General features: G+C 60.1%; 21 protein-coding genes and 1 pseudogene. 16 read left to right on the plus strand and 6 right to left on the minus strand.

The features are described from left to right. Nucleotides 1-433: 433 nt before the first annotated feature. A pseudogene (locus XI08_RS07525) lies at nt 434-1,021 on the plus strand (DDE-type integrase/transposase/recombinase); the annotation flags it as partial. Between the two features lie 131 nt (nt 1,022-1,152). On the opposite strand, the gene XI08_RS07530 reads toward XI08_RS07525, so the two are convergent. After that, entirely contained in the window at nt 1,153-2,070 is a 918-nt protein-coding gene (locus XI08_RS07530) for an IS110 family transposase (protein ID WP_442869774.1), read from the minus strand. A gap of 167 nt (nt 2,071-2,237) precedes the next feature. Next, on the minus strand, nt 2,238-2,519 hold the full coding sequence (locus XI08_RS07535) for a helix-turn-helix domain-containing protein (protein ID WP_271573957.1): 282 nt from the start codon (nt 2,517-2,519) through the stop codon (nt 2,238-2,240). 456 nt (nt 2,520-2,975) lie between these two features. Between XI08_RS07535 and XI08_RS07540 the strand changes: the two genes are divergently transcribed. From XI08_RS07540 to XI08_RS07545, 3 genes are all read left to right on the plus strand, one after another. Further along, nucleotides 2,976-3,254: a DNA -binding domain-containing protein gene (locus XI08_RS07540; RefSeq protein ID WP_271573958.1), complete on the plus strand. Its 279-nt coding sequence runs from the start codon at nt 2,976-2,978 to the stop codon at nt 3,252-3,254. A gap of 172 nt (nt 3,255-3,426) precedes the next feature. Next, complete coding sequence (locus tag XI08_RS46175; RefSeq protein ID WP_442869775.1) at nt 3,427-3,621, plus strand: transcriptional regulator domain-containing protein; 195 nt, start codon at nt 3,427-3,429, stop codon at nt 3,619-3,621. A gap of 46 nt (nt 3,622-3,667) precedes the next feature. Beyond that, nucleotides 3,668-4,213, plus strand: a complete 546-nt coding sequence (locus XI08_RS07545; RefSeq protein ID WP_333927146.1) for a DUF2285 domain-containing protein — start codon at nt 3,668-3,670, stop codon at nt 4,211-4,213. Nucleotides 4,214-4,448: 235 nt separating this feature from the next. On the opposite strand, the gene XI08_RS07550 is transcribed toward XI08_RS07545, so the two are convergent. The 3 genes from XI08_RS07550 to XI08_RS07560 all read right to left on the minus strand — a co-directional run bounded on the left by XI08_RS07550 (nt 4,449) and on the right by XI08_RS07560 (nt 7,817). Beyond that, a complete protein-coding gene (locus tag XI08_RS07550) occupies nt 4,449-5,357 on the minus strand; it encodes a LysR family transcriptional regulator (protein WP_271573959.1) in 909 nt (302 codons plus the stop codon). Nucleotides 5,358-5,733: 376 nt separating this feature from the next. After that, nucleotides 5,734-6,606, minus strand: coding sequence for an isocitrate lyase/phosphoenolpyruvate mutase family protein (locus tag XI08_RS07555; protein ID WP_271573960.1), 873 nt, complete (start codon nt 6,604-6,606; stop codon nt 5,734-5,736). 11 nt (nt 6,607-6,617) lie between these two features. Then, entirely contained in the window at nt 6,618-7,817 is a 1,200-nt protein-coding gene (locus XI08_RS07560; RefSeq protein ID WP_271573961.1) for a pyridoxal phosphate-dependent aminotransferase, read from the minus strand. A gap of 23 nt (nt 7,818-7,840) precedes the next feature. On the opposite strand from XI08_RS07560, the gene XI08_RS07565 reads away from it, so the two are divergent. The 9 genes from XI08_RS07565 (at nt 7,841) to XI08_RS07605 (ending at nt 15,908) form a co-directional block, all read left to right on the plus strand. Continuing rightward, a complete protein-coding gene (locus XI08_RS07565) occupies nt 7,841-8,083 on the plus strand; it encodes a hypothetical protein (RefSeq protein ID WP_271573962.1) in 243 nt (80 codons plus the stop codon). A 128-nt stretch (nt 8,084-8,211) separates the two neighbouring features. Beyond that, complete coding sequence (locus tag XI08_RS07570) at nt 8,212-9,810, plus strand: ABC transporter substrate-binding protein (RefSeq protein WP_271573963.1); 1,599 nt, start codon at nt 8,212-8,214, stop codon at nt 9,808-9,810. Between the two features lie 77 nt (nt 9,811-9,887). After that, on the plus strand, nt 9,888-10,388 hold the full coding sequence (locus XI08_RS07575) for a hypothetical protein (protein WP_271573964.1): 501 nt from the start codon (nt 9,888-9,890) through the stop codon (nt 10,386-10,388). Continuing rightward, complete coding sequence (locus tag XI08_RS07580; RefSeq protein WP_271574003.1) at nt 10,388-11,398, plus strand: ABC transporter ATP-binding protein; 1,011 nt, start codon at nt 10,388-10,390, stop codon at nt 11,396-11,398. Before XI08_RS07575 ends, XI08_RS07580 begins: the two co-directional genes overlap by 1 nt. Further along, a complete protein-coding gene (locus tag XI08_RS07585) occupies nt 11,395-12,408 on the plus strand; it encodes an ABC transporter ATP-binding protein (RefSeq protein WP_271573965.1) in 1,014 nt (337 codons plus the stop codon). Before XI08_RS07580 ends, XI08_RS07585 begins: the two co-directional genes overlap by 4 nt. Continuing rightward, complete coding sequence (locus XI08_RS07590) at nt 12,393-13,325, plus strand: ABC transporter permease (protein ID WP_271573966.1); 933 nt, start codon at nt 12,393-12,395, stop codon at nt 13,323-13,325. The genes XI08_RS07585 and XI08_RS07590 overlap by 16 nt, the downstream gene beginning before the upstream one ends. Nucleotides 13,326-13,367: 42 nt before the next feature. Continuing rightward, nucleotides 13,368-14,204, plus strand: a complete 837-nt coding sequence (locus XI08_RS07595) for an ABC transporter permease (RefSeq protein WP_271574004.1) — start codon at nt 13,368-13,370, stop codon at nt 14,202-14,204. Nucleotides 14,205-14,521: 317 nt separating this feature from the next. Then, nucleotides 14,522-14,683, plus strand: a complete 162-nt coding sequence (locus XI08_RS07600) for a hypothetical protein (RefSeq protein WP_271573967.1) — start codon at nt 14,522-14,524, stop codon at nt 14,681-14,683. A 124-nt stretch (nt 14,684-14,807) separates the two neighbouring features. Next, nucleotides 14,808-15,908: a DUF4236 domain-containing protein gene (locus XI08_RS07605; protein ID WP_271573968.1), complete on the plus strand. Its 1,101-nt coding sequence runs from the start codon at nt 14,808-14,810 to the stop codon at nt 15,906-15,908. 185 nt (nt 15,909-16,093) lie between these two features. Here the strand turns inward: XI08_RS07605 and XI08_RS07610 are convergent, their stop codons facing one another. Beyond that, nucleotides 16,094-16,300 (minus strand): cold-shock protein, encoded by a 207-nt coding sequence (locus tag XI08_RS07610; protein ID WP_271573969.1) that lies wholly within the window; start codon nt 16,298-16,300, stop codon nt 16,094-16,096. A gap of 1,193 nt (nt 16,301-17,493) precedes the next feature. On the opposite strand from XI08_RS07610, the gene XI08_RS07615 reads away from it, so the two are divergent. From XI08_RS07615 to XI08_RS07625, 3 genes are all read left to right on the plus strand, one after another. Then, complete coding sequence (locus XI08_RS07615; RefSeq protein WP_271573970.1) at nt 17,494-17,892, plus strand: hypothetical protein; 399 nt, start codon at nt 17,494-17,496, stop codon at nt 17,890-17,892. Between the two features lie 45 nt (nt 17,893-17,937). After that, entirely contained in the window at nt 17,938-19,350 is a 1,413-nt protein-coding gene (locus XI08_RS07620; protein WP_271573971.1) for an MATE family efflux transporter, read from the plus strand. 1,004 nt (nt 19,351-20,354) lie between these two features. Further along, nucleotides 20,355-21,854, plus strand: coding sequence for an alkaline phosphatase family protein (locus XI08_RS07625; RefSeq protein WP_271573972.1), 1,500 nt, complete (start codon nt 20,355-20,357; stop codon nt 21,852-21,854). Nucleotides 21,855-22,239: the final 385 nt, after the last annotated feature.

The raw sequence follows: 22,239 nt of genomic DNA on the forward strand, positions 1-22,239 counted from the left end.
GCAGAGCCTGCGCTCTTGAAGCTAGGTGTCGGCCTTGCATCGGGGCTTGCAGATGGTCAATGAGCTAATGCAGAACGATTGGGATATTGAGAACATACTCAGGCAACAGGACGAGCTCAAGGTCAAGCTGCTTCGCGCCCAATCGGTTGTCGCCGAATGTAAGGCAGGATTGGCGGATCTGGAGCGGAGGCTTGAGTGTCGAGCGGTCTCGATCGATGAACGCCAGCGCAACTCTGCGGCAAACAATTCAATACGCAACGCACGCCCCCCCAAATCCCGAACCGTCGATAATCCTGTTACCCCGGATGCAGCCGTGGCGTTTCCGCCTCGATCATGGGACCGTTGAAAGCTGCCGCCGCGCACGTTGACGGCGACAGGTTTGGTCGCGGACCTGGCGAAGATCTGCCGCAAAGCCGGGATCAGCCAGGCGACGAAGGCCTGCGAAGCTCTCGAGTTCGACCGGTCAACCTACCACTACAAGTCCCGTCGCACCGGCCAGGCTGCCCTCGAACAGAAGATCAAGGAGATCTGCCATGTTCGTATCCGCTACGGTTATCGTCGTGTTCACGTGCTGCTGCGTCGTGAAGGCTGGCGCCATGGCCAGATCAAGACGCGGCGGATCTATCGCGAATTGGGCCTGCAACTACGCAACAAAACGCCGAAGCGCCGGGTCAAGGCCAAGCTGCGCGATGATCGCAGGCCGGCGACGCGATCGAACGAGACCTGGGCGATGGACTTCGTCCATGATCAGTTGGCGAGCGGGCACAAGCTGCGCGTCCTTACGATCATCGATACCTTCTCCCGCTTCTCGCAGGCGCTGGCGCCACGGCTCACCTTCCGCGGCACCGATGTCGTGGAGGTGTTGGAAAGGGCCTGCAAGGAAGTGGGATTCCCGGCAACGATCCGTCTCGATCAAGGCAGCGAGTTCGTGTCGCGCGAGCTCGATCTGTGAGCCTATCAGCGCGGTGTTACGCTGGACTTCTCAGGGCCGGGCAAGCCAACCGACACGGATGTTGTAGACAAGCCCTATGTCGCGGAAGCCTTGCTGTGTCGGGATCGTGGCTTTGCCCGCCACCGGGACGTGAACCTCGTGTACTCCTTCTCGGCGGATTCCACGCGTGCTCGTTCCTCAGCCCTCTTCGCGGGGATGTTTTAATCATAGGCCGATCCACGCTTGGCATGGCTGGTGGGTAATCCAGCGCGCAGTTCGATGCTCCGGAACTTGCGCGCCAGCAGGGCCGGCCTGGTCCAGATGTAGTCAGTGCTCTTGGTCAGCATATGCCAGATGATCATCGCCAGCTTCCGCGCCGTCGCGACTGCCGCGATGTGCTTGCCGCGTCGTGAAGCCACGCGCTGGAAGAATGCACGCAGCGGTCCCGGCGAACGGGCTACAGCCCATGCTGCTTCGACGAGCATTCCGCGAGCTTGGCCGCGGCCCTGCTTGGTGATCCTGCCATGGTAGGCGGAGCCCTCGCCAGTCTGCCTTACGCTCGGGTTTAGCCCCAGGTAGCTCACCAGCCTGGTCGGATCGGCAAAGCGCCGAATGTCGCCGACGGCCGCGGCCACGCCCGAAGCCACCGTCATGTCCACACCCGGGAGCGTCATCAGCCGCCGAATGATCGGATCGGACATCGCTTCACGCGCGATATCCGCCTCGACCTCCTTCAACGAACCCTGGATCAGGTCGATCTGCGCCAGGTGCCGCTCGATTGCGGCACGCTCGTCGGCAGGTACAATCTGGGCGGCGATCCACCTGCGACCGCTGATCCCTACGAGGTTGAGGTGTGGACAGGGCGGAATGAGGTGGGCGTGAAGGATCGACTGAATGAGGTTCTTCAAGCGTACCCGCTGACGCACGAGCTGCGTACGGTGCGCAACTTGCCGTCGCAGGGCCATAGTGCGCTGATCGGGTACCCAGACCTCCGGAAGAAATCCGGTGGCGTACAACTTCCCGATGAATGCTCGCTCCGCCGACCCGCGTTTTAAACGCTTCTTGCAAAAATGCCCGTCCGATAATTGGGACTCGAGGGAGTTGGCCTGAGTCCCTGCGAATTCGAGCAGCGGAACCACAACGGGGTAGGCCGACCACGATCAAATCGCTAATAATGTTGTAAGCCGCAAGCTCCGAAGAATTATTCTGCGTGAAAGTTCTCTGCTTCGGGCAACTTACGCCATCAACTCAAGCAGAACTGTCGCCACGACTCCGCCTGTCAGAAACAGCTCTCCAGGGAGGAGTGCTATTTCGTTTTGCGACGTGAACGCGCCGGCTTGCGACCCTTACGCACGGTCTTTGGCGGCACCGCACCTTTGGGTGGCTGGGTGAAAAATTCAGACACATGAACGTCAAGCGTTGCCGCGATACGGTCGAGAATATCGATTGTCGGGTTCTCCGATTGCTGCTCGATACCGCCCATATAGGAGCGGTCAATCCGCGCATCGTACGCCAATCGCTCTTGAGAAATACCGCGATCGACGCGGATCCGGCGCACATTCCAGGCAACAAGCGCACGAGCTTTCATGCGCTAACGCAGCCATTCCGACGGCCATCAAACCACTGGCTATAACCATACTATTGCGCTAGGTTTCGCCCAGAATGCAGATGAGCAGAGTCCGCGCGTAACCTAAATGAAGAGCTGGTATTGGATCGCGATGTCGCGACGGGTGAGCCAATGCTGACGAGTTATGACGAGCAGCATCCGATGTCGACCTCTCGATTCGGGCCGACGGCGCCGCACGCAGGACGGCAGTTCTGCTGATCGCGCCCTGAGCGTAACGGACTGCGATCAAATGTATTCTGGCGGTGGGCGGAGCGAGCGAAATCGAAGAGAACGACCGGAATAACCGCTGCCAGCCATTAATTGACTTCGGCATGGAATTTTGCGCAGACCGCGACAATCGGTTCTCTACGAAGAGGCTCTGAATACGGCTACCCTCGCTTAAGTCGATGCTTCTCAATCTGGTAGGATTTTCAGGCCGTGCCGCCCGATCCCAAGGTCGCAGATTCCGCGCCTAACGCGCCCCAGCTCACGCCGTACGACGAGCAACATGCCGTCACCTATATGCGTCTCCTGGATGCCGAGGCCGATAACGCTGATTGGCGCGAGGTCGTGCGCATTGTGCTTGGTATTGATCCCACCCTGGATCCGGATCGCGCCCGCCGTACTTTCGAGAGTCATCTGGCTCGCGCCAAATGGGCGGCGCGTCAGGGCTTTCGGCATCTCCTGCAGCGCGGTTGGCCGAAGAGTGAGGAATGAATGCGTTTGAAACGGACGTCACTTCTGTTGATGTCCGATCGCAAAATTAGATCGTCCCATCTCGTAACTGCATTGATAGCGAATATCTGCATTTATACAACCACAAATCGTCACAGTTGTCGGGCTGCAATTCCTTGCATGTGCGTTAAGAACATACGGGGAAAGTGGTACGATGCCAGGTGCTGACTGGAAATCAAAGAAAGCCTATCCTGACGCCAAGAAAACAGAAGCTGAGGACATAGCCTGGGAATGGCTGCGCCGTAATTGCGAGTACCAACGGGACTATATGGCCCTGGCCGCCAGCAAACGATCCAGCGCAATGGCGCACCAATTCCGACGGCAGTGGGGGCTGTCTTTTCGCAGCTGATCCGCAAAAGACGTTCGATCAACAAGCCATTTTCTGGGCGCCTGAAGTGCTGCCGACCGTGCTGCCTGTGCGCGCCGCTGTTCGCTCGGCGGCGTCCAAACGGTACGACCTGGATTTCAGCAAACTAGCGGGCAGCGAGCTTCGCCATGCGCCCGATGGATGGCACGCCATCGTCGCCCTCGGAGGAGCGAAGCATCGCCTGTGGCTACCAGCACTTCCACCGAGCGGCTCATCGGTTGCCGTCGACCTGCCGCTCGACCGCAATTTCGAGGCTCGCTTGCGGGCAGCACATCGATTTTGGCTGGCGCTCGAACGGCGGCCCCTCGGACCACCCCCTCTGGCGCTGCCGATCTTGACCCGTCGTCGGCTCATCCTCGCCTTGCGTGCAGTCGATGGGTCTCTGGAAGGAAACAGCTATCGCGAAATCGCGCAAGGCCTGTTTGGCAAGCATCGTATTCCCGATCGCGGCTGGAAAACGCACGACCTGCGCAGCCGGACCATTCGCCTGGTCCGGACGGGGCTGCGTCTCATGCGAGGCGGCTATCGCGCATTGCTCCGTCGTAACCGCAAAGACAGGGGCGAGGGGTCCTGAGCTTTTGGTTGATGGTGCGGCCCGGATATCTCACAAGACGATTGTAGTCCGCCGGTTTGAAGGCGGAAAGGGTTCTGGCGGGGCGCAGGTTCGTGTTCTTGACTGCGATTTGGCCGCGGTGCTCGCCAAAAAAAAAGAGCCTCGCCGTCGATCCGGAACGGTCTGCATGTGCAAATGGACGCGCTCGCATTATCCGAAGCATCGATCGAACTTCTGTTTATCACCGAATACGGTGTCAGGCGGCTTCCGGAATTGCGGCCTTTTTACAGAGCCGGGCGACCCATCGGCAAAAGGCACGAGCGACTTCGGGATTGTCACTTCGGTCCACCGCATAGGCCCGATACTGCATGCCGCTTGAAGTGCGCGATCCTGGTATCACATGGAGCGCCCCTGTACGCACGAGATCGCTGACAATGATTTCAGGCGCCACCAGCAGGCATTTTCCGGTTATGACGGCCGGGAAAGCAAGGTAATTATGATCGTACCGCGCCCCCGACTTGATGTCCTTTGCGGTCAGGTTCATGGCCCTGAGCCATGTGGGCAGTATGTCGGGTCGCGACGTGATGTTCAGAATTGGCATTGAACGGGCAGTTGAGAGCGTTTTTCCCATGACGTGATTTGGAGAGCCTACGCATACGAGCGTCTCGTTGTGGATCGCCCAATCGTCGGCCGGTTCAACGACACAAAGATCGCGAGTAAGCAAGATGTCAAAATTGTCGGAGGATCTCGGCGGAGACAATGAACTGATCACGTCGACGACTACGCCGCCCATCTCAGCAGAGAACGCTTGGAGATTCGGAATCAGAAAGGAGTATGCGAAGGTGGAAAGAGACGTGCGGACCACGATCCGATTAGCGTCCGTTCGATTCCTACGCCGCATTCTCTTCGCGGTGAAACACACTGTATCAAGCGGTTCGGCAACTGCGTTCGCGAAGAGCCTTCCGAATTCTGTCAATTCGCTCCGCCGGCCTCGCCGTTGCACAAGATCCGTGCCAAAGTAGTCTTGTAGTACAGCCAAATAGCGGCTGACCGAGCTCTGTGTCGTTCCCAATGTGGTCGCAGCACGCGTTACGCTTCCCTCGCGCGCAATAGTCACAAACGCCCGGATAGCATTGAGAGGCACGTCATCGTGTTCGGTAGCCATCTTCTGCTCCGGTAGCTTCTGGACTGCCCGCTGATTGTCACGGCGGGTCCTTGCCAGAAATGAATGCTCCATCACATTATTCGATGTGTATTGCCGGATTACCGCGAATAAACGATATCTCGCGCACAAAAGCTGCCTTCTCGGTACGGTTTCGTGGGTCTAGCTCGCGAAATTCGATTGCTGTCGACGGCTTTTTTAAGAGGGGGATCTCCAGGTGTCGGCAAAGGGGGGCCGATCGCTGATGTCGCAGTTGACATCGAGGGCCGTCTAGATAACAAGCCCGCTACCTCTCAACACCGTCCGGGATTGCGCCCGGGCAGGGCTCGTTGCTGAGTGCCGTCTCAAAAATCCCGACAGTAGGTATCAATCGCAGCGTTCAGCGAAGGAAGCGAGCTTCAGCCGCCTTAACCTCGTGCATATTCTGGATTCTGAAAATCTCATCCACCGGCAGAATATCCTTGTAGACGTTCTGGACGCCGCCGTCAGCGATGATCCGGCGGAAGGTCTCCTGCATGGCGGTTGCAGCAGCACGGATGCCGTAATTGCCATAGATCATCATGCAAACATTGCCCAGCGTTTTGACCCGCTTGGCGTCGAGGTCAGGGTAGGCGTTTGGTACGATCACCAGCGGCACCGATCCGGTCCAGGCGCGCGAAAAGCTTTCGATTTCGGAAGGATTCGCCCTTTTCGAATGGATCAGGATCATGTCCGCGCCAGCCTCCGCATAAGCGTGCGCCCGACGCAGGGCCTCCGCTTCACCGAGGCTGGCGATCAAGGCTTCGGTGCGGGCGATGACGAGGAAATCCGGATCCGATCTGGCCGTGATGGCAGCCTCGATCTTTCCCTGGAATTCTTCAATGCGCAACAGGTCCTGACGGCCATCGGCAACAAGGCTCGTCACCTTTGGAAAAGTCTTGTCCTCGATGACAACGGCGCTGGCGCCGGCCCGCTCATATTCCGTGATAGCGTGGATGACATTGATAGCGTTGCCATAGCCGGTATCGATATCGGCGACGATCGGCAGCCTCGTGCGTCCGGCGATCGCCCGCAGCATGTCGAGATGCTGTGTCATCGAAATCAGGCTCATGTCCGGCAGCCCATAAAGCGCAGACAGCTCGAAGCCGGACGCCCACAGTCCGTCAAATCCGGCTTCCTCCGCGAGAATCGCTGAAAACGGGCTGTGGGCGGCCATGATGTGGACCAGGCCAGTCTCGGCCATGCGGGCGCGCAGGCTTTTGGCAGGGGACATCAGAAGATCTTTCAGGACAGGGTCGCGCAGGCTGCGATGATACGGTCGCAAGCCCGGGTGAGCTCCTCAAGCGAGGAAGCATAGGAAATCCGGATATAGGGCGAGGCCATGAAGCCGCTGCCGGGCACGACAGCCACGGCGAAAGCGTCGAGCAAATACATGGCGAAATCGGTGTCGCTTTCGATCACCTTGCCGTCCGGCGTGCGCTTGCCGATGACACCCGCGCAGGAGGGGAAAACATAAAATGCGCCGTCCGGCACACGGCAAGCAAGCCCCTTGGTCTGATTCAGCTTGGCGACAACAAGGTCGCGGCGCTCCAAAAATGCGCGCGCGAACTCTTTGATATGGTCCCGGCTCCCTGACAGTGCCTCGAGCGCGGCATATTGAGAAATCGAGCTGGTGTGCGAGGAGGTCTGGCCTTGGATGAGGTTCATGGCTTTGATCAGCGCCAGAGGTCCTGCACCGTAACCGACGCGCCAGCCCGTCATTGCGTCTGCCTTGGACACGCCGTTGACTGTTAAGGTGCGCTCGTAGAGGTCCGGCGCGACTGCAGCCATCGTTGCGAAGTCGGCGTCATAGGCGAGCTTTTCATAGATGTCGTCGGATAGCACGTGCACATGGGCATGCTCGCGCAACACCGCGGCGAGCGCGAGCAAATCACTTCGGCTGTAGACCGCACCGGTCGGATTGCATGGCGAATTCAGCATCAACCATTTGGTGCGTGGCGTGATCGCCTTCTTCAACGCCTCTGAGCGCAGCTTGAAGCCATGGAGTTCATCGCAGGCGACGAGCACCGGCTTGCCGCCGGCCAGGGCCACCATGTCGGGATAGGAGACCCAGCATGGCGTCGGGATCACAACCTCGTCGCCCGGATCGAGACTGGCGAATAGTGCGTTGAACACGACCTGCTTGGCGCCGCAACCCACTGTGATCTGGTCTATACCGTAGTCGAGCCCATGATCGCGACGGAGGCTCCCGCGAATCGCTGCCCGCAGTGGCTTGATTCCGGCAACCGCAGTGTATTTCGTCTGCCCGTCGCGGATGGCCCGGATGCCAGCTTCACAGATGGCGGGCGGCGTGTCGAAATCCGGCTCGCCCTGGCTGAGCGTAATCACATCGGCGCCCTGATCGCGCAGCTCGGCGGCGCGGGCCGTCATGACCTTGGTTTGAGAGGGACGGACGACCTTGAGCCGTTCTGAAACGAGAGACAAGACACAATATCCTATGAGTTCGAATGACCGGTTTCGTGGGGATCTATCCGAACGCGAACGACCAAACCAACCGGGTGATCGCGGCTTTGGATAAAATCATCGAAGATTACGATAACTGTATCGCTTCTTCGTGCGGCTCTGTTGGACGCTCGCGCAGTGCTTTGCGTCTCGGCTCTCCCTCTTCATCAGCCTGCGCCAGGATCGCCGAACCATCGCATGTTCGCAAGCTTACATCGACTTATTCGATGAACGTCATTCCGCCGTAGCAGTTCAGGTTTTTAAGGGTGCGCACAATCGCGAATATGCCTGAATGACACAAGCGCCCAATTTCGGTGGTCCGCCAAGGTCTGTGCCGATCTAAGAATTCACGGTCGTGGCATTCGTATCAATGGAAGTGGAACCGGAGGCGGTGATGACCCGTATTGATCTGACGAGACGGCAAGCCATCGCAGGCGCCGTTGCCGCAAGCGTGTTCGCCAGCACAGGCGCCGGCGCTGCGGAGGGCGAGCCCAAGACATTGACTCGTCGGCGCCTTCGGGTCGGCATGTCCGGATTTCCTCGATCCTTCGACCCGGTCATCGCGACCGATACTGCCATTCGCCGGATCATGCCGCAGCTTTTCGATACGCTGATCACGTTCGACCACGCCCATGACATGGCGCTACGGCCCGGCTTGGCCGAGCGTTGGGAGCGGATCAATGCGCAGTCGCTGCGGCTGTTCTTGCGCAAGGGAGTGGCTTTCCATGACGGAACGCCTTTGACGGCCGAAGATGTTGCCTTTAGCCTTGGTCCTGACCACCTGCTGGGACCCGGACGCAGCGGAATGTCCGAGGCGCTTCAGTCGCTTGATCGGCTCGAGAAGGTCGAAATTGTCGATCCTTACACCGTCGTTGTGCATGCAAAGGGCGGTGACGCGCTCCTCGAGCAGCGTCTGGCTGCTTGGGGATCGGAGATCGTCAGCCAGCGCGCCTTCATGGCGGCAGGCTCCTGGGAGCGCTGGACCACAGCCCCTGTCGGAAGCGGTCCCTACAAGCTCGTCGATCACAAGCTCGATATTCGTGTCTCGTTGACCGCCCACGATGCGTATTGGGGCGGGCGGCCGCCGTTCGATGGCATCGAATACCGCATCATTCCCGAACTTTCCGCGCGCGTGAACGGCCTGCTCGCCAGCGAGCTCGACATCGCCACTGACATTCCGCCGGACCAGTTTGCGGGCGTCCAGAAGCGTGCTGATCTCGAGGTCGTGGGTGGTGCCGTGCAGAATATCCGCTCGCTCGTCTTCGATCAGACCGATCCCATATTGAAGGATACGCGTGTTCGCCGTGCGATCAGCCTTGCGCTCGACCGCAAGCTGATCGTGCAGAGCTTGTGGGAGGACCGGCTCCCGATTCCGAACGGTTACCAGTTGCCAAGCTACGGCGAAGGCTACATCCCCGAGTTCCCCTCGCTTGCCTATGATCCCGACAAAGCCAAGGAGCTGCTGGCCGAAGCGGGCTACAAGGGAGAGCAGATCACCTATCGCCTGCTCAACAATTACTACCCCAATCAGGTCTCTGGCGCGCAGACCATGATCGAGATGTGGCGTGCGGTTGGCCTGAACGTCAAGATCCAGATGATGGAAAACTTCGCGCAAATTCAGCGCCAGCCGGTGCGCGCCATCTTTGATACGTCTAATACGGCACTCTTTCTGGATCATCTCGGCCATCCCTGGCGTGAATACGGTCCGAGCGGCACCCTGCCGAGGTCGATTGGCATCTGGAGGAACGAGGAATATTTCTCGCTCGGCGCCAAGCTTCAGGACACTGTCCAGGCCGAACAGCGCCGGCCGATCATAGCTCGCATGCTCGAGATCATTAGCGAGATCGATCCACCCTGCGTGATCCTGCACGTATCGGGACAGTTCTATGGCAAGCGCCGCGACGTGCCGTGGCTGCCGGGGCTAACGCTCGACCTCAATTTCGGCCCGTCCAACAGAGCTCTGATCCGGACCTGATCGCGATGACGCACACCTTGAATCGACCATCGTGCGATAGCAATCCGCCCTTGGGGCGAGCCCTCGGGCAGAGTGTCTTGGCGATGACCTGGTCTGACGACAATTTCGCCGCCGGCGATCTTGCGATCCTGTTCAAAATCTCGAAGACGATTCGAGCGAACAATGGCGCCATCGGGGAGGCGCGGACGCCGCGCCACATTTATCGTGGCGTGGCTCCGATCTGCGCCGACGATCTGATAGCGCGCCGGCCAGTGACGGAGCGCCTCGAGATTGGACGCAAGGTCAAGGCTGCCGGAGGTGTCCGGCCGATGTTTGCAAGCTGCACGAATATCGGTCGTTCCGAGGCGCATGGTACGATCTCCTTTGGGGAGCATTCATGCTCCTTTGCCGACGTTGTCGATGCCGGCAGGTCCAGGCGCGCGCGCAGACCTGTCGCGCAATGGGCCCGCGGGGTAGGCATGTGTGCGGCCGATCGCCGAATGTCGGCGGAGTTACCACCCGAGGATGCCGCTGTGGCATCGTTTCGCCCCTGCCGTGGCAAGGGCGGCGTTCAAACCGAGCTGATGCGGCCCCTATGATGCGGGAAGGGCAGGGACCTCGCACGGAGTCGTTTCTTCAGATCGCAGGTTTGCGTGTCGCGTTCGACGGTGTGCCGACGCTGCGCGGCATCGATCTCACGCTCAGGCGTGGCGAATCGCTGGGCATGGTCGGCGAAAGCGGTTGCGGCAAATCCGTGACATGGCTTGCTGCGCTCGGACTGTTGACGCGGCGCGCAAAAATAACGGGCAGCGTACGCCTGGCCGGAGAGGAGCTGCTCCATGCGCCAGCCTCTCGCCTCGACAAGGTGCGCGGCGGGCAGATCGCCATGATCTTCCAGGACCCGGCGAGCGCGCTTAATCCTGTTCACACGGTGGGCGATCAGATCTCTGAAGCCCTGCGGCTCCATCGCAGCATGGACCGCCGCACGGCGCTTGCCGAAGCGCGACGTCTGCTCGACCAGGTCGGCATCCCCGATGCAGCGCGCCGGCTTGGCGCCTATCCGCACGAATTATCCGGCGGGCAGAACCAGCGCGTCATGATCGCCATGGCTCTTGCCGGCCAGCCCGACATCTTGATCGCTGATGAACCTACCACCGCCTTGGATGTCACTATTCAAGCGCAGATCCTTGAGCTTCTGCGGCAGATCCAGCGCGAGACAGGCATGGCGCTGGTCCTGATCTCGCATGATCTCGGCGTCGTCAGCGAGATCTGTGAACGCGTCCTGGTCCTTTACGGGGGCCACATTGTCGAAGAATTGCCCGCCTACCGTCTGTTTGCCCGACCTGCTCATCCATATACGAGAGGTCTTCTTGCGGCTCTTCCAAGTCTGGATGCGCCGCGGCAACGCCTCTTCGCCATTCCGGGTGTCGTGCCAAACGCAGCCGATTTTCCGCCAGGCTGTCCTTTCGCCCCTCGTTGCGATCGGCGGATCGGACGCTGCAGTGAATGGGCGATTGAGCTCGCCTCGCTGGATGGCGACATCAGACACAGGGCTGCCTGCTTGCATGTCACCACCGAACCGCCCGCGGGCAAGGTCGTGGCTGCATGACCGGGACTGCTCCGCCGATCCTCCAAGCCGATGGGCTTGTCCGCCGTTATCGCTTGCGACAGGGCCTCTTCCAGCGTCCAGCGATGGTCCACGCAGTCAATGGGCTCTCTCTGCGGCTGGCTCTCGGGGAAACGCTGGGACTGGTTGGCGAATCCGGCTGCGGTAAGTCCACTACGGGCCGGCTCCTGATCGGCCTGGACCGACCGGATGCCGGCACGGTGACCTTCGGCGGAGAAGCTTTGCCTGCTATGGGCGATATTCGATGGCGCCGGCTCAGGATGCGAATCCAAATGGTGTTTCAGGATCCGCTAGCTGCGCTCGATCCCCGCCTGACGATCGGCGCGCAAATGGCCGAGCCGCTCGAAATTCATCGGCTTGGCAGCAAGTTGGAACGAGAGGGGCGGGTCAATGCGCTTCTCGCGGATGTGGGGCTCAGGACCGATCACCTCAGGCGCTATCCGCACGAGCTTTCAGGCGGCCAACGCCAGCGCGCTGTCCTGGCCCGAGCGCTTGCGACCGATCCAGATCTCATTGTCTGCGACGAGCCAGTATCGGCGCTCGACGTCTCGATCCAGGCGCAAGTGATCAATCTTCTGCGGGATCTGCAGGAGCGGCGGCACATGGCGATGATCTTCATCAGCCATGATTTGCGAGTAGTCCGGCTGATCAGCGACCGGATTGCTGTGATGTATCTTGGCGCCATCGTCGAGGAAGGCGCCTCTGAGGCGGTTCTTCTAGATCCTTTGCATCCTTACTCGCGGGCACTCGTTTCCGCGGTGCCCAGGCCGGGAAGACATCGGTCTCGCACGATCCTTCAAGGAGACCCGCCCGATCCTGCCGCCCGGCCGGGCGGCTGCGCATTTCATCCTCGCTGTCCGGTAGCTCTTCCACTTTGCGCGCGGTTTGCCCCAGAGCTCAGATCCACCCCTGACGGGCGCCGCGTCGCATGCCATCTGATCGGCGATCATGGTGCCGAACTCGACAAGGAGGCACGATGGCTCGATTCATAGCGGTCCGCGTGGCACGCGCGTTGCTGACCATCGGAGTTGTGGTCACATTCGCATTCGTGGTGCTGCGCGCCTCTGGCGATCCGGCCCGCGCGTTGTTGTCGCCGGAAACCCCTGCGGAAGCGGTCGAGGCCTTCCGAAAGGCCTGGGGGCTCGATGCGCCGCTCTGGGTGCAATACGCCAGATACCTCCTTGCGGTCGTTCATGGAGATCTCGGCCAATCCATGCGTGACGGGCGTGCCGCGATCACCGTCGTCGCCGAGCGCATTCCTGTCACGCTGATGCTGACTGCGCCGGCATTGATCCTCAATCTGTCGATCGGCATTCCGGCTGGCATCTACGCGGCCCTCAAACGGGATAGCATCGCGGATCGATTGGTGATGATGGTAGCCGTCGTGGGCTTCACCGTGCCATCCTTCGTGCTTGGCCTCGTGTTGATACTGGTTTTCGCAGTCGAGCTTCCCTGGTTCCCCTCGGGCGGCGCCGGCGGTTGGCAGCATTTGATGCTGCCTGTCATCACGCTCGGTCTGGGCGGCGCAGCTGTTTTGGCCCGCTTCAGCCGCAGCGCCATGCTCGAGGTACTTGGACAGCCCTTTATTCGTGCCGCCAGCGCCAAGGGCGTGCCTTGGCTCAGCGTCGTGACCGGCCACGCCCTGCCCAACGCCGCGATAGCGGTGCTGACCATCGTCGGCTTCATGGTTGGCAATCTCATCGCGGGAACGGTGCTCGTTGAAAGCGTTTTCTCGTGGCCAGGCATTGGCAGCCTTCTCGTCGTCTCAGTCGCGAGTCGTGATTTGGCTGTCGTCCAGTGCATCCTGCTCGTCGTGGCCGCCGCCATGATCACCACCAATGTCACGATCGATCTGCTCTATGGCATGCTCGATCCGCGCTTGCGCGACTTGCGCTCTGGGAGGCGATAATTGTCGAGCATTTCCGCAGAAAAAGTTCTGCCGTCTTCGAAGATGCGCAGGCTGTGGTGGTGGCGCGACCGCGCGATCGGAATAGCGGTTGCATGGCTGATCTTCATGCTTCTTGTCGCAATTTTCGCTGATCGCCTCGCCCCTTATGACTATGCAGCCCTCGACCTTCATCATCGCCTCGCTGCACCTCTTGGCCTCGGCGGAACGATCGCGCATCCCTTCGGCTCGGATGAGCTTGGCCGTGACGTACTGGCGCGCCTGGTCATATCGATCCGCATCAGCCTCCTTATTGCCTTCGGGGCGACGTTGATCGGCGCCGTCCTTGGCATCACGCTTGGCGTTTTGGCCGCTCACTTCCGCGGCTGGGTAGAGCACGTCATCCTCGGTTGTGTTGATTTCCAGGCAAGCATGCCGTTTCTCGTCTTGGCACTCGCAGTGCTTGCTTTCTTCGGCAACTCTCTTCTCCTCTTCGTGGGACTCATTGGTCTGCACGGATGGGAACGCTACGCCCGCATCACCCGCGCGCTTGCGATGAGTTCCAACGAGCAAGCCTATGTGATTACCGTACGCCAGCTTGGCGCAAGGCCATGGCGCGTCTACCTGCGCCACATCATGCCGAACATCGCGTCAAGCTTGATCGTCACCATGACGCTCGCGTTTCCGGACATCATTCTGCTCGAGAGCGGTCTTAGCTTTCTTGGACTTGGAGTGCAGCCGCCGCTTACGTCGCTTGGCAATATGGTCGGCTACGGTCGTGACTATCTCACCCGTGCCCCCTGGATCCTTGTGCTCCCTTCACTGGTGATCTCGCTCACGACTTTGTCGATTTCGCTCGTCGGCGATTGGCTGCGCGACCGCATCGACAAGACACTATCATGAGACCTTCAGAACCCCTGCTGTAGCTCCGTCAACCCTGCGACCTCCTGCCTCTCGACAAGCTGCAGCGATCCCGCGGCGGCGTCATCGAATAGTGAAGGGCACTTCGTTGCACGGAGGCAGGATCCGCCGGGAGGCCCGAGCGGCTGGGCTTGATGGACCTGCTGGGCAGGTGAGCTCTTCGCGACGCCAACCGTGTGCTGGCGTTCCGCGAGCGGCGCCTGGTTGGGGTCGGAGTTTCCTGGCCTGCCGGCCTGAGGACGCGTGTCTCACCAGCCGGCCTTGTTCCATACCGGGCTTGTCAGTTCGACCAAGTCGTCATGAACAATGCCGCTCTGCATCCAAATAATTGCGGCATCGAAGAAATCATCATCGGGCCCGCCTTGGGGCGACAGCAAACAATCGCGGTGGAAGCCCTACTGGCCACACATCGTATGCGCTTGACGATCAAGCGGTCGGAGATCCCTTATGTTGCGGACTGAGCGGCTTGCGCTTCCCGGTCCAGGCGGCTTTCAAATGATCTGTAGTCTCCTGTCTCGCCGCTCTTGAAGGCGTTCGATCTATGCGCGATAAGAAACAAAGTCACAACTTGCGACCGATTTCCAGATGGGTTTCCGATTTCGCCGTAGTTTTAAGATTATCCCGGGCGTCCGCTTAAATCTAAGCGGCAACGGAGCGAGCGTCTTGCTTGGCCCGCGCGGACTGCATTACACCATCGGGCCGCACGGCACGAGAACGACCATCGACCTGCCAAGCTCGGGCGTTTCGGGGACGTCCTATCAGCCCTTCGCATCGGTTGGCGCATCGCCGCCCCCTCTGCCGGAAGCGCCCAATTCCCAAACCCGTGAACCAATCGGTTCGGACGAAGGCACTGTCATCGACAGTGCTTCGATCGATGAACTGGTCGCCAAGTCGACCATCGAGATTGCACAGACCTTGGCAGCCGGCCGATCCCGTTGGCGCCGATACAAGCTACTCATCGCGCTATTGTCGGCGCTCTTCGCGTTCGGCGCCCTCATGCTGGCGGGTTCAGCTTCGGCCGTTCCTCCCGTTGCAGCCTTTGTCCTGACTGCTGGGGTAGTTCTTGTCCTCGGATCTCTGGCCATCCATGGCCGCGAAACGAGCACCGTGTCCCTCGAATACGAGCTGTCAGCGGAGCAGTCAGCGCGGTTTGAGGCCCTGACCCGCACATTCCAAGACTTGGCGAGTTGCGGTCGCATATGGAATGTTCCGCTTGAGCGACAAGAAACGGCCTGGAAACGCAACGCGGGCGCCTCGAAGCTGATTCAAAGACACCAGATTTCGTTAGGCAGGGACAAGCCACCGCTGGTCAAAAGCAACGTGGATTTCTTGAAGCTGCCACTCGGAAAAGAGACGTTCTATCTGACGCCTGACGCGATCCTGGTTACGGCTGGCAAGACTGTTGCCGGGTTCGGTTACGAAGACGTTGAATTCATGTTTCGAAGCGCTCGCTTTATCGAGGAAGAGACGCCGCCCGCCGACGCGACTGTCGTAGACCAGACCTGGCGCTACGTGAATCGTAAGGGCGGCCCGGACCGGCGCTTCAACAACAACCGGGAGCTACCGATCTGCCTATATGGTGAGATCGATCTTCGCTCGTCCAACGGAGTGAACGAACGGATCCAGTGCTCGCGCGTTGAAGCAGCCGAGAAATTTGTCGCGTCCCTCGCTGCAATGTCTGCTTGAGAACGCGATCCCGATATGCGCCTTGCACGGCGCTCCGATGCGGACGACACCGCTGATCGTCCGTCGGACAGGAAACGGCCTCAGCGGCACCGGGGATGTGCTGAGGCCGTGACGATGCTTCTCGCGCAAGCCGGAAGCGAATTCAGAACGCCAAAGAACCCGGCAGGTTCCTCAGGGCAAGTCGATCAGCTGATGCGCAGATTTTCGGCGCTCATCTTGCCCGAACGATCTGCCATCAGCTCATAGCTGACCCGAACGCCTTCCGCGAGATTGGTGTAGCCGGCCTTCTCGACCGCGCTGATGTGAACGAAGACGTCAGCTCCTCCGTCTTCCGGCTGGATGAAGCCGTATCCCTTGGTCGCGTTGAACCACTTCACAGTCCCCATTGCCATTGCATTATCTCCAAACTGAACGTCCGCGATCTAATCGAGAGCTGCCTGACCATAAGGACTTCCGCGCGATAGGTACATCTCACGCTGAGCGCCCCTCACGCGTCCACAATCGTTTACGCCGACGACGGTTCCTGCGGGCGATTGGTCGTGGCGGCGCAGCCGGCACTGGCGGTCGCTCATCGCCAGCTGGCTCCTCGGCCTGTGCCTCGGGTTGGCCTTGCGCCACACATCGATCGAGCTTCTCAAGGGCCTCAAGGAAATTCCGTCCCTCCTCAGTGATGGTCCAGTATCCCACCTCCCGGTCGATGAGCTTTTGTCCGAAGATATCGAGGTTCGGCCCGCGGCTCGCGATGCGCTTCATGCGCGCCGGCCACTCGGGCCCGCTGGTGTAAAAGATGGCCAAGTGCTGTTTGATGAGTTCAAGACTGGCTCGGCCGCCCCGTTGCCCCGCAAGTATCTTCAGTATGGACAGCTGAAAGCTCACATGCACACGCAAAGATTCAATGAAAGCACAACAATACCGGCGCTACCCAAGGCCGGGTAGCGCACATCATCGCTTTTCAAAAGGAAACCTTGCTGGGTAAGGCTAACAAGGGAGCAGAGTACCACATTCATATGCAAACTTCGGACTCGCCACTTTCACGCGCCCGCGCGGCTCGGATCGTGCTGCTTGTCTGGGCCGAGCTACTCGCCGCCCACAAATCGGCCAATCGGGACACGACTCTGTGTTCTTGTTAGGTTCGCGAGCGGTCGACGCCCAAGCTGGCGCAGGCCGTCACCCAAACAGATGGAAAATGGGCTGTAGCCGCCCAGCGGAATGTCTCCGCCGTGAACGAACTGGACCAGCCTGTGCAAGGCCAATGAAGGGGAAGTCACCATCGACGTCTATGGCGTCCTGACTTGTGCCCTCATGCGGAGAGCGCTTCATTTTCCAAGGTGTCAAGACCGGGATCGAAGCCACGCAGGCCATCGATTGCATATCGATATCTGTGATCCAGTCGAGCAACAGAGCTCGTGACGAGTCAATCCCGCTAGGTCTTCCTAACCGATGAAATCGAGAGCCGCCGTGTGGTCGCATCGCCGCCCTCTGGGGCTGGGCGTGCGATGCCGGTCGTCTTATTTGCGACGTGCTGTCGATCCCGCGACAGGTCCGCTTGGTGAGAGCAAGCATTATTTAAGCTGTCGCAGTTGGCATGGGCTTTGAAGAGATCTTTCATCGAATGCTCAGAAGTGCAGGGATCGCTTACGGGATGATGGGTCTTCAGTTCATGGCATGGATCGGGCCCGAGTTCGGGCCCTCCGATCTCTGGCATCAACGTAGTGGCTTGCGCATGAATCGCTTCCGTGATCGACCTCGCTCGATCCCGATGCGCGCCGTCACCATTACGCGATTGCGGCGATTGGCCAAGTCTGCGCCGGCATTTGCAACCTCTCCTTGGCGGCGCTTATCGCATGCGAAAATCGGGGCCGCGCTGCTCGAAACCCAGCGTCCAAGCCGTGCTTCGTTTTTGCGTCTAGACGTGCGGTCGCTCGAGGCTGTCCAGCATCGCGGGCTGATCGCGAATTCACGTCAGAACGTAATGCTCCCGTGAAAGGAGCTGTATTTCGTTCGCCGACGCAAACGGCGGCATGATTATTTGGACAAGCTAGTCAAGACAAAGTCGGCATTCATCTCGCGACCAGAAGGGACGAGGCGGGCGGCTATCGGTCGTTTCGCTATCGAGCTCGGCGAAACCGCGAAACTCGCGTGGCCAATGGTGCTGACGCAGGTTGCGCAGATCGCGATGATGACGACTGATCTTGCCTTCATCGGGCGCATCAGCGCTGAGGCGCTCGCCGCGGCAGCGCTAGCTGGCCGGTTCTATCTCATTAGCGTCACCTTCGGCGTGGGACTACTAAGTGCCATCGCCCCTTTGGCGGCGCGGGCGTTTGGGAAAAATAATCTAGGCGCGGTACGGCACTCGCTCCGCATGGGCCTATGGGCGGCCCTGATCCTGTCATTCCCGATCATTGCCGTAGCGCTGCGAGCAGAGCAAATACTGCTTGCGTTGGGCCAGGCCCCAGATGTGGCGCAGCTCGCTCGGCAATACCTCTTCGGATTAGCCTTCGGCGCGGCTCCGGCACTGGCGTTTTTGGCTATCCGCAGTTTCATGGGGGCGGTCAATCGGCCACAGCCAGCCTTCTGGATTACGCTATTAGCCATCCCTCTCAATGCCTTGTTGGTTTACATTCTGGCGTATGGGAAGCTTGGGCTGCCCCGGCTGGAGCTGTTCGGGGCAGGGCTTGCGACCACGCTGGTGAACTGCAGCATGTTTTTGGCCGGCTTGTGGTTCGCTGCACTGCGCCGGCCGTTCCGTGACTACCATGCGCTCGCGCATCTCTGGCGTTTCGATTGGCGGACAATGCGGCAGCTCATCGCAATCGGGACGCCGATCTCCATCGCTTCATTGATCGAGTCGGGGCTATTTTGGGCCACGTCGCTCCTTGCGGGCTCGATCAGCACCAGTGCACTGGCCGCTCATCAAATTGTTGTTCAGATTGCCGCGATCCTGTTTATGATTTATCTCGGCGTCGGCACGGCCGCGGCCGTACGCGTTGGCCATGCCGCCGGCCGCAACGACCGTGCGGGTGTCAAGCGGGCAAATCTGGCGGCGATGTTGCTCGGTATTGTCATAGCTGCAACGCTAACGCTTACGCTGATCGCCGCGCGTTTTGAGATCGTGGAACTGTTTCTGGGCAGATCGGCCCGCGATTCCGAGGCAACGATCAGCCTCGCTGCAAAGCTCGTCGTGGTCGCCGCAACCCTCTTTATCATTGACGCCGTCCAGTGCATTGCTGCAGGCGGCTTGCGCGGACTGAGGGACACGCGGGTGCCCCTTCTGTTTTCGGCCATTGCGTGGTGGCTGATCGGCTTTTCCCTCAGTTATTGGCTCGCCCTGGAGATCGGCTTGGGCGTCGTTGGTATATGGATTGGCTTGTCGACCGGAGTGATAACCTATGCGGCGCTCCTCGTCCTGCGCTTCCGCCACTTGGCAAGCCGCCCTTTCTGATGCGCGCGCATCACTGATGCCAAGCGGCGACGACACGCCAGCACCCTTCCCCGTGCGGTCGCGACCTGGTCGAACGCAAGACGGGCTGAAAGATCAACGTTGCGTGTCATGGCGCGACGGCAAGGATAACGTAACAAGAAAAGTAACTCGACTAGCATCGTAATTTTCGATCATTTCATTTCAAAAAACGATATCCAAAGTGGTTAGCTCGTTTGGGTGCGAGTAGGAATCCTCAAGGCGTTCCTGGCGATTTGCAGGCTTTCCAACTTGTCACTCCTGGCAGAATGGCTCAACGGGTCCCTCCCTTCGAGAGCAAAGCTGGCAAATCGTGCGGCCCAGCGGCGCGCACGGGCGTCGATGCGATCACCCTTAGTCAGGGCATATCAATTTTCGACACGCCGACCGGTGTCTGCGAGCACCACAGCTGCGGGATTCCTGCGCAAGCACACGAGATGTAGCGCAATCGCTGGAATCAAGCCGCCACGCGAAACGAATCGCATCAGCGACGATTCCTGGCTCAATCGCGACGTCGACCAGATCAGGATCGGCTACAGCGCCGAGCAGGTTCGCTTGGACGCGGCATTTGCCATTCTTGCTTGCGAGGCAATCTATGCACGGCTTGTGGATGTCCGACCTAACGTCCTCGCCGGGGTTGGGCTGTCCTCGGGGCTTGCGATGAATTCCGTGGCTTCGCGCTGCGCCCGGAGGCGTGCGCCGGGCGCTCATGCTCAGACCAAACCGCTGACGCTGCAGCCTCCTGCCAATCCAACCCAGCCCAGTCTACGGCTGAGGAGAGCTGCTGGCGCTCGCACGCCGTTATTCCCGGCTCGGGACCGGCCGACGCGGTGGCCGGGCCTTGGTCACCATGGCTGGGAGCTCCATGCCCGCATTGCGCTCGCGCTAGCAATCAGCGTCGGTTCCAAGTCGATGGCGCCGGGCCGCGTCAGCCGAGTCTTGGCCGCTCCCGATCCGCTACCTCCCAGCTAGACGAAAGCTTTACGATCATGTTCGACCGACCGAACCGGAATCGGGTTCTCATCGTGCTATTCGATGGGCTTCGACCCGATCTCGTCAAACCATCGTTGACGCCGAATCTGGTCAGGCTTCAGCGCGGCGGTGCGGTGCTGGCCCGGCAGCACACCGTCTATCCAAGCGAAACACGAATAGCGCTCACGAGCCTCGTCACGGGCGCGACGCCGGATCGCCACGGCATCGTTGGGAATCAGTATCTCGACCGTCTGTCCCCGACACCGCGCTCCGTTGACACGAGTGACGCGCGCCTGATCGAGGACCTTGATGCAGCGAGCGGCGGCCATCTACTCGGTGTGCCGTCACTTGGCGAAATCCTCGCGGCGAACGGCAGGACATTATCAGTCCTCGCTTCCAACTCGGCGGGGGCAACCCGCCTGCTGAACCATAAGGCTCGAAAGTTCGGCCAAGCGACGCTCTCCGGCCACTTCCCTTGCATTACGACCTCGGCCGAGATGCTCGAACGGGTCGAGACCTTGCTCGGGCCGACGCCTGCGCCGACGCCGCCGGGCACTCCAGATCTTGCCTCACAAGCCTTTCTGACTTCAGCGTTCCTCGACGTAATCTGGCCTCAAATTCGGCCCGACGTCGCAATCCTCTCCTTCGGCGAGCCCGATATTTCCTCGCACGATTGTGGGACTGGCGCGCCAAAGACACTGGACGCAATCAGCTTTGTCGATCGGCAGTTTGGCCGCGTGCTTGATTGGTGGGAGGCTGAGGGCGTGTCCCAAGGCGTGCATCTGATCGCCGCCTCCGATCATGGCCACGTGACGGTGCATGCGCGGGCCGATCTATTCGAGACGCTCGAGGCTGCGGGACTGCGCTGCGGCCCGGCACCTGCGGCCGGGATCGATGCCATCGTCATACCAGGGCAGGTCGGAGCAATTTACCTCGTCGAGCCCTCTGACACCGTTATCCGCCGCGCAGTCGGGGCGATGATCGAAAGGCCCTGGTGTGGTCCGGTGTTCACCGCGGGTGGCGCGGTCGATGGCGTTGCACCGGGCAGCTTTGCCCGCCATTTGGTGTTCGCCGACCATGCCCGATCGGCGGACATCCTGTTCTCGTTCCGATCGGATGACGGACTCGATCCATTTGGCCTTATCGGCCGCACTTGGAGTGCGGATGGGCCGGTCGGCTTCGGAGTGCACGGCGGGTTGCATGCCAAGGAGATGTCGTCGGTCGGCATTTTGGCGGGACCGCTGATCAAAGGCGGCTTCGCCTCACAAGTCCCCTCGGGTATTTGCGATTTTTCGCCGACAGTGCTCGGTCTTCTGGGCCTCTCGCGGCCGGCAACGATGACCGGTCGTGCCCTCGCTGAGGTCTTTATTCAGGGTGGAGAGGATGTGCCTCGAACGATTGAGGAGGTCTACGAAACCAGCAGCGGTGCATACCGGCAGCACCTTCATCGTGCGCAGGTTGGTGAGACAGTCTATCTCGATTCTGCTGACGTCGTGGGGTCGTCCCAACAACCCTGACATAAATTAAGCGTCGATCTGTGGGCGGTCTGCCGTGCGTATCTTCTATTTGTGATCGATGGTGGAATTCGTCGAGCGGATCGTCAGGCATCTGTGACCTCCGGTTCCGTCAAGAGCAGCTCGACCTGCTTTCTAACGACGGCATTCAGCCAATGCAGCAGCCACATCACCGTGGCGGCCGATATGATCGAGCACGGGACCTAGGCGCACCATCGATTCGAGGAGCAGAGTGATGGAAATCCAATCGGAGCAGGCGTTTGAGTTTTTGACGCTCATAGAGAAACTACGGGATCGTCCAGCACGCAAATACGCCGCGCGGACAACGAAATGAGCTCCAGCCCCTATAGACCTTCGGCTCATGTCGACGATTTCGGTTTGACCTATC

Source organism: Bradyrhizobium sp. CCBAU 11361 (assembly GCF_028128935.1).
GTDB classification, from domain to species: Bacteria; Pseudomonadota; Alphaproteobacteria; order Rhizobiales; family Xanthobacteraceae; genus Bradyrhizobium; species Bradyrhizobium niftali.